The 6,925-nt window shown below is 68.3% G+C and carries 8 protein-coding genes; 4 read left to right on the top strand and 4 right to left on the bottom strand.

Annotated elements, in window-relative coordinates; translation table 11 throughout:
- Positions 1 to 77: 77 nt before the first annotated feature.
- On the bottom strand, positions 78 to 863 hold the full coding sequence (locus P1P70_RS37305; protein WP_319245670.1) for a hypothetical protein: 786 nt from the start codon (positions 861 to 863) through the stop codon (positions 78 to 80).
- 149 nt (positions 864 to 1,012) lie between these two features.
- On the opposite strand from P1P70_RS37305, the gene P1P70_RS37300 reads away from it, so the two are divergent.
- The 3 genes from P1P70_RS37300 to P1P70_RS37290 all read left to right on the top strand — a co-directional run bounded on the left by P1P70_RS37300 (position 1,013) and on the right by P1P70_RS37290 (position 3,514).
- Positions 1,013 to 1,804, top strand: coding sequence for an ABC transporter ATP-binding protein (locus P1P70_RS37300; protein WP_184895826.1), 792 nt, complete (start codon positions 1,013 to 1,015; stop codon positions 1,802 to 1,804).
- A gap of 145 nt (positions 1,805 to 1,949) precedes the next feature.
- The gene (locus tag P1P70_RS37295) at positions 1,950 to 2,381 is read left to right on the top strand and encodes an NfeD family protein (RefSeq protein WP_319245667.1); all 432 of its coding nucleotides are present in this window, start codon (positions 1,950 to 1,952) and stop codon (positions 2,379 to 2,381) included.
- A 185-nt stretch (positions 2,382 to 2,566) separates the two neighbouring features.
- Positions 2,567 to 3,514: an SPFH domain-containing protein gene (locus tag P1P70_RS37290; RefSeq protein WP_239753134.1), complete on the top strand. Its 948-nt coding sequence runs from the start codon at positions 2,567 to 2,569 to the stop codon at positions 3,512 to 3,514.
- Between the two features lie 134 nt (positions 3,515 to 3,648).
- On the opposite strand, the gene P1P70_RS37285 is transcribed toward P1P70_RS37290, so the two are convergent.
- From P1P70_RS37285 to P1P70_RS37275, 3 genes are all read right to left on the bottom strand, one after another.
- On the bottom strand, positions 3,649 to 4,155 hold the full coding sequence (locus P1P70_RS37285) for an HNH endonuclease (RefSeq protein WP_033529234.1): 507 nt from the start codon (positions 4,153 to 4,155) through the stop codon (positions 3,649 to 3,651).
- 154 nt (positions 4,156 to 4,309) lie between these two features.
- Positions 4,310 to 4,846 carry a YbhB/YbcL family Raf kinase inhibitor-like protein gene (locus P1P70_RS37280; RefSeq protein WP_319245664.1) on the bottom strand — a complete coding sequence of 179 codons (537 nt, stop codon included), beginning with the start codon at positions 4,844 to 4,846 and terminating at the stop codon, positions 4,310 to 4,312.
- A gap of 55 nt (positions 4,847 to 4,901) precedes the next feature.
- Positions 4,902 to 5,684, bottom strand: a complete 783-nt coding sequence (locus P1P70_RS37275; protein ID WP_319245663.1) for a sporulation protein — start codon at positions 5,682 to 5,684, stop codon at positions 4,902 to 4,904.
- 211 nt (positions 5,685 to 5,895) lie between these two features.
- Between P1P70_RS37275 and P1P70_RS37270 the strand changes: the two genes are divergently transcribed.
- Positions 5,896 to 6,537 carry a DNA-3-methyladenine glycosylase gene (locus P1P70_RS37270; RefSeq protein WP_319245662.1) on the top strand — a complete coding sequence of 214 codons (642 nt, stop codon included), beginning with the start codon at positions 5,896 to 5,898 and terminating at the stop codon, positions 6,535 to 6,537.
- The last annotated feature ends 388 nt before the right edge of the window (positions 6,538 to 6,925 follow it).

Here is a 6,925-nt window from a genome sequence, read left to right as displayed (position 1 = left end):
CCCCCCGACGCCGGACAACGCCACCGGGCAACGCCACCGGGCAACGACGCACCCAGGCCCGGGCGCGCCCTGGCCCCCTACCGCCCCCGCTCCCGCTCCTCCACGAACGCGTTGTACGCCGCCACCTGCGCCCGCCGAGCCGTCCGCTCCACCGGCCGCAGCGCGGCCGTCCGCGAGGCCATCTCGGACGCGCTCACGGCCCCGCCGTGCCCGTTCTCGACCGCCACGGAGATCAGCAGCCCGATCCGCTGCGCCAGCTCCAGCACCCGTACCGCACGCGGCGGATACCCGGGCGCCAACACGTCCCGCCCCCGCTCGGCCCGAGCCCGGTACGCGTCGATCGCCGCCTCGGCCACCGGCCCGGACGCCGCGACGTCCAGCCTCGACAACACCGCCGTCGCCTCCCGGAGCGCCTCCGCCAACTCCCGTTCGGCCTCCCCGAGAGACGGCACGTCGGCCGGCGGCGCCTCCCGCACCTCCAGGCAGTGCCAGACGACCTCCACGTGCTCGTCGCCCGCCGGCCCGACCGAGGACACCTCCGGCACCAGCCCGAGCGCACCCCCGTGGCAGACGACCGCCTCCTCCGCCTCCAGCGCCCGCTTGTTGAACTCCGGCGGCCCGCTCAGCCCCAGCGGATGCCCCGGCGCCGGCAGCGCGACCCGCAACCCGGTCACCCCGAGCGCCCGCAACCGCCCCAGCCCGAGCGTCAGCCCGACCGCCCCCGATTCGCCGGGCAACCCCTCCACCCGGTGCACCGCGTCCTCGCCGACAATCGTGTGCACCGCGTCATCCGGTGAGACAAGTCCGGCAAGAAGGGCATTTCCCCATGAGGTGAGGCGTCCTGAGCGTGGTTCGGAGAGCATGCCCCCACCCTAAGGACGACCGAGGCGATGGGTGGCCCGACCGGTGGCGTAGATTTCCCTATGGGCTGCGCCCACCCGGCGGTGGCTCCAACCACAGGCGTACGCGACAGCCGAGTCAGGCCGACACTGCAAGGGGAGACAGCGCGCTCATGAGCGATGTTCTGGAGCTGGAGGACGTATCCGTGGTCCGCGAGGGCCGGGCTCTGGTGGACCAGGTCTCCTGGTCGGTCAAGGAGGGCGAGCGCTGGGCCATCCTCGGGCCGAACGGCGCCGGCAAGACCACCCTCCTGAACATCGCGTCCAGCTACCTCTACCCCAGCAAGGGCACCGCCACGATCCTCGGCGACACCCTCGGCAAGGTCGACGTCTTCGAACTGCGCCCCCGCATCGGCATGGCCGGCATCGCCATGGCGGAGAAGCTCCCCCGGCGCCAGACCGTCCTGCAGACCGTGCTGACCGCCGCGTACGGCATGACGGCCACCTGGAACGAGGACTACGAGGAGGTCGACGAGCTGCGGGCCCGCGCCTTCCTCGACCGCCTCGGCATGACCGAGTACGTCGACCGCAAGTTCGGCACCCTCTCCGAGGGCGAGCGCAAGCGCACCCTCATCGCCCGTGCCCTGATGGCGGACCCCGAACTGCTGCTCCTCGACGAGCCCGCCGCCGGCCTCGACCTCGGCGGCCGCGAGGACCTCGTACGCCGCCTCGGCCGCCTCGCCCGCGACCCGATCGCCCCGTCCATGATCATGGTCACGCACCACGTCGAGGAGATCCCCCCGGGCTTCACCCACGTCCTGATGATCCGTCAGGGCAAGGTCCTGGCCGCGGGCCCGCTGGAGCTGGAGCTCACCTCCCGCAACCTCTCCCTCTGCTTCGGCCTCCCGCTCGTCGTCGACCAGCTCGGCGAGCGCTGGACCGCCCACGGTCTGCCGCTCACCTGACCTCCAACTCCCACCTGATCACCGCAGGTCGGGTGCGCGGGGGCCACAACCCGGCCCAGGCGCACCCGACTTGGGAGCCCTCTGTACGCGATCTTTGACCGTGCGCTCTGTTCGGCGACCCGATCGCGGTTCTACCATTGCCGATGTGGACAGCATCGACGCATGGGTGTGGTGGCTGATCGGCGCGGCCGGGCTCGGGATCGCCCTCGTCGTGACCGCGATGCCCGAGTTGGGAATGCTCGCCCTGGGCGCGGTCGCCGGCGCCGCGGTCGCGGGGCTGGGCGGTGGTGTCGTACTCCAGGTCGTCGTCTTCGCGATCGTCTCCGTCGCGCTCATCGCCGTCGTACGGCCCATCGCGGCCCGGCACAGATCACAGCGGCCACAACTCGCCACCGGGATCGACGCGTTGAGGGGTAAACACGCCGTCGTCCTGGAGCGGGTCGACGGCGCGGGCGGCCGTATCAAGCTGGGCGGCGAGGTCTGGTCCGCCCGAGCGCTCGACACCGGACAGGCCTTCGAAGTGGGACAGGAAGTGGACGTCGTCGAGATCGAGGGAGCCACGGCGATCGTCATGTGACCTCGCACGACGTGGTCACGAGGCGATGACGCTGTGGCGTGAACGACCCACCCGGCAGGCGGTGTTCTGCCAGACTCGACCACAAGATCTTCAACGGTCTCGAACGGCCTCGACAGGCATAGGATCTTGGGGACTTTCAAGATCTCAGGAAGCGACACGGCGGAGAAGGGCTCGGGGAGCAAACGATGGAACCGATCATCATCGTCCTGATCATTCTGGTGGTGTTGGTCTTCATCGCCCTGATCAAGACCATCCAGGTGATCCCACAGGCCAGCGCGGCCATCGTCGAGCGGTTCGGCCGCTACACGCGCACACTCAACGCGGGCCTCAACATCGTGGTCCCGTTCATCGACTCCATCCGCAACCGCATCGACCTCCGCGAACAGGTCGTGCCGTTCCCGCCGCAGCCGGTGATCACCCAGGACAACCTGGTCGTGAACATCGACACGGTCATCTACTACCAGGTCACCGACGCCCGCGCCGCGACCTACGAGGTCGCCAGCTACATCCAGGCGATCGAGCAGCTCACCGTCACCACCCTGCGCAACATCATCGGTGGCATGGACCTGGAGCGGACCCTGACCTCCCGCGAGGAGATCAACGCGGCCCTGCGCGGCGTCCTCGACGAGGCCACCGGCAAGTGGGGCATCCGCGTCAACCGCGTCGAGCTGAAGGCGATCGAGCCGCCCACCTCCATCCAGGACTCGATGGAGAAGCAGATGCGCGCCGACCGTGACAAGCGCGCCGCGATCCTCACCGCCGAAGGTACGCGCCAGGCAGCCATCCTCACCGCCGAGGGTGAGAAGCAGTCCCAGATCCTGCGCGCGGAGGGTGAGGCCAAGGCCGCCGCCCTGCGCGCCGAGGGCGAGGCCCAGGCCGTCCGTACGGTCTTCGAAGCCATCCACGCCGGCGATCCGGACCAGAAGCTCCTCTCCTACCAGTACCTCCAGATGCTCCCGAAGATCGCCGAGGGCGACGCCAACAAGCTCTGGATCGTCCCCAGCGAGATCGGCGACGCCCTCAAGGGCCTCTCCGGCGCGATGGGCAACTTCGGCAACCTGGGCGGCGGCCCGACCGTCCCCCGCCCCGCCGACGGCAACGGCGAACGCCGCGAGAAGCCGGCGATCGACTGAGGGGCAGACACGACGATGGGCCCGCCTTCCGCAGAAGGGCGGGCCCCAAGTCTTTTGCTTTTAAGGGGCGCGGGGAACTGCGCGATCAGCCACAACGCACCCGCAGCCCGCGAACGACATCAACCCCAGTGGCGCTACGCGGCGCCTTGCGACAGCCAGGCCGGCAGCGCATCGAAGTCATCGTGGCCCAGGGACAGCAGCATCGCATCGGCCGGCGTCGGCTCGAACGGCTGCCGCAGCAGCGGCATACCCGCCTGCTCCGGAGTCCGGTCCGCCTTGCGGTGGTTGTCCTCGGCGCAAGAAGCCACCGTGTTCAGCCAGGTGTCCCCACCGCCCCGCGACCGCGGCACCACATGGTCGACGGTCGTCGCCCGACGACCGCAGTACGCGCACCTGTGCCTGTCCCGTACCAGCACACCCCGCCTCGACCACGGCGCTTGTCTTCGGAACGGCACCCGCACATAGCGGCAGAGCCTGATCACCCGGGGCGCCGGTATGTCGACCGCGGCTCCGCGCATGCGCAGCTCGGGGTGGGTCTGCTCGACGACGGCCTTGTCCTGCAGTACCAGCACGACGGCTCGGTTGAGCGTCACCGTCGACAGCGGCTCGAAGCTCGCGTTCAGTACCAGCGTGTCCCGCATCCCAGCCCACCTCCTGTGCCAGCCCACCCCCCGGCAGGCTTGGATCAACTCTGGCCGGGCACGCCGAGATGGACAACGCAATAAAAAATGCCCGTCCCTGATCACTTCCAAGACCAGGGACGGGCAAACGTTCAATGAACGTCCAGCTTCGTTACTATTCCGCCACGGCGGCGTACTCACCGATGAGTTGTGCGCGGGCCAGGGTGTGGAACCGCAGGTTGAACCCGACCACGGCCGGCGAAGCGTCCGAATCCGGACCGAGCTTCTCCTGGTCCACGGCGTACACCGTGAACACGTACCGGTGGGCCGGATCGCCGGGCGGCGGGGCGGCCCCGCCGAAGTCCTTCGTCCCGTAGTCGTTGCGCACCTGGACGGCGCCCTCGGGCAGTCCCTCGAACTTCCCCGAGCCGGCACCCGTCGGCAACTCCGTCACCGATGCCGGGATGTCGAACACGACCCAGTGCCAGAACCCGCTCCCCGTGGGGGCGTCCGGGTCGTAGCACGTCACGGCGAAGCTCTTGGTCTCCGGCGGGAAGCCCTCCCAGCGCAGCTGCGGCGAGATGTTCCCCTCCGCGTAGACCTGGGCGTCCTTGAGCGTGGAACCCGCCTCGACGTCCTCGCTCGCGACCGTGAAGGACGGCACGACCGGGTGGAAATCGTGGGGGAGCGGCGGCCTCTTCGGCTCGGTCACCTCGATACCTCCTGATGGATCCGGGGTAGGTGTGGTTCCAGTGGTCGTGCCGAGCCTAGAACCAGCTGCGCTTGCTGCCGACCTCGGACAGCCACTGGTTGAGGTACGCCGCCCAGTCCGTGCTCTGGTAGTCGTGCAGACCCACCTTGAAGGAACGGAACGAGTCGCTGCCCTCGCTGAACAGCCCCGGCTTCTTGTCCATCTCCAGCACGACGTCCATCTCGCGCTCGTCGGCGACGAAGCTCAACTCGACCTGGTTCAGGCCGTGGTACTGCTGCGGCGGGTAGAACTCGATCTCCTGGTAGAACGGCAGCTTCTGCCGGGTCCCGCGGATGTGACCGCGCTCCATGTCCGCGTTCTTGAAGCGGAAGCCCAGCTGGATGAAGGCGTCCAGGAGAGCCTGCTGCGCGGGCAGCGGGTGCACGTTGATCGGGTCCAGGTCACCGGAGTCGACCGCGCGCGCGATCTCCAGCTCGGTGGTCACACCGATGTGCATCCCGGGCAGCGTCTGCCCCTGGATCGTGGTGACCGGCGTCTCCCACGGGATCTCCAGCCCGAAGGGCACCACGTGCACGGCCTGTGCCTTCAGCTCGAAGGCACCACCGAGCCGCTGCTTGGTGAACTCGATGTCCTGCTTGTACTCCGCGTCCTGACCCTCGACCTCGACCTTGGCCTGAAGTCCGACGGACAGCGCCTCGATCTGCTGGTCCACGGAGCCGCCCTGGATCCGCACCTCACCCTGGACGACACCGCCCGGGACGACGTTGATCTCGGTCAACACCGTCTCGACCGAAGCACCACCGGCTCCCAGGCTCGCGAGCAGCCGCTTGAACCCCATGTCTGTTCCTCCCGTCAGGCAAACGCCTGCGTATCTGCGTGGTTCTGTGTTCTCTGTGGTGTGGATCGCTCTGCGTGGCGCGGAGCCTTGATCCCTACAAACGCAAACCGACGACGCCCGGTTCCGCGTCCTCCCGCTCCTTCACCCTTCCAAGGAGGACGCCCCCACGCCACCCGTCGGTACGCACCCGTCTGGACTACGCTCGTACGCCATGATCGCGAGCACCGACCGTACGCCCCTCGCCCGCGAGTTCTTCGACCGCCCCGTACTGGAGGTGGCGCCGGACCTCCTCGGGCGCGTCCTCGTCCGCACCACTACGGAGGGTCCGATCGCACTCCGTCTCACGGAGGTCGAGGCCTATGACGGTGCGAACGACCCCGGCTCCCACGCCTATCGCGGTCGCACAGCCCGCAACGGCGTGATGTTCGGCCCGCCCGGACACGTGTACGTCTACTTCACCTACGGCATGTGGCACTGCATGAACCTCGTGTGCGGTCCGGAGGGCCGGGCGAGCGCGGTCCTGCTGCGCGCGGGCGAGATCACCGAGGGCGCCGAACTCGCCCGCAAACGTCGAATCTCGGCCCGAAATGACAAAGAACTGGCCAAAGGCCCGGCCCGTCTGGCCACGGCCCTGGACGTGGACCGAGCCCTGGACGGCACGGACGCCTGCACGTCCGAGGCCTCGCCCCTGACCGTCCTGACCGGCACCCCCGTCATCTCTGACCAGGTACTCAACGGTCCCCGTACGGGAGTCGCCGGCGACGGCGGCATCCACCCCTGGCGCTTCTGGATCGCCAACGACCCGACGGTGAGCCCTTATCGAGCCCATGTCCCCCGTCGGCGCTCAACTTGACTCGCCCCTGGGCGATCCGTAACGTAGCCCGAGCCGCTTGAACCGGTTACGGCGATCAGCCAGCAGCCGAGAGCGGCCAACCCACTACCTACGACATCCCCTCGGCGGGGGCGATTCAGGCATGCCCTGATTCCAGCCCGCACCACTCAATTATGAGTTGCCGAGGGAATCGGCTAACGTAGTGAATGTCGAAAGGCCGCAAGGGAAACCGCGAGGTCAATAGATAGCCGAAAGGCAAATCCCCCCGACAGGGAATCGGATCGGAAAACGATCTGATAGAGTCGGAAACGCAAGACCGAAGGGAAACTGCCCGGAGGAAAGCCTGAGAGTAGCTCGGGTGAGTACAAAGGAAGCGTCCGTTCCTTGAGAACTCAACAGCGTGCCAAAA

This window comes from Streptomyces sp. MB09-02B (genome assembly GCF_033794485.1).
Lineage (GTDB): Bacteria > Actinomycetota > Actinomycetes > Streptomycetales > Streptomycetaceae > Streptomyces.
The sequence above is the reverse complement of the archived record's forward strand: the minus strand, read 5'-3'. Positions and strand labels throughout refer to the sequence as shown.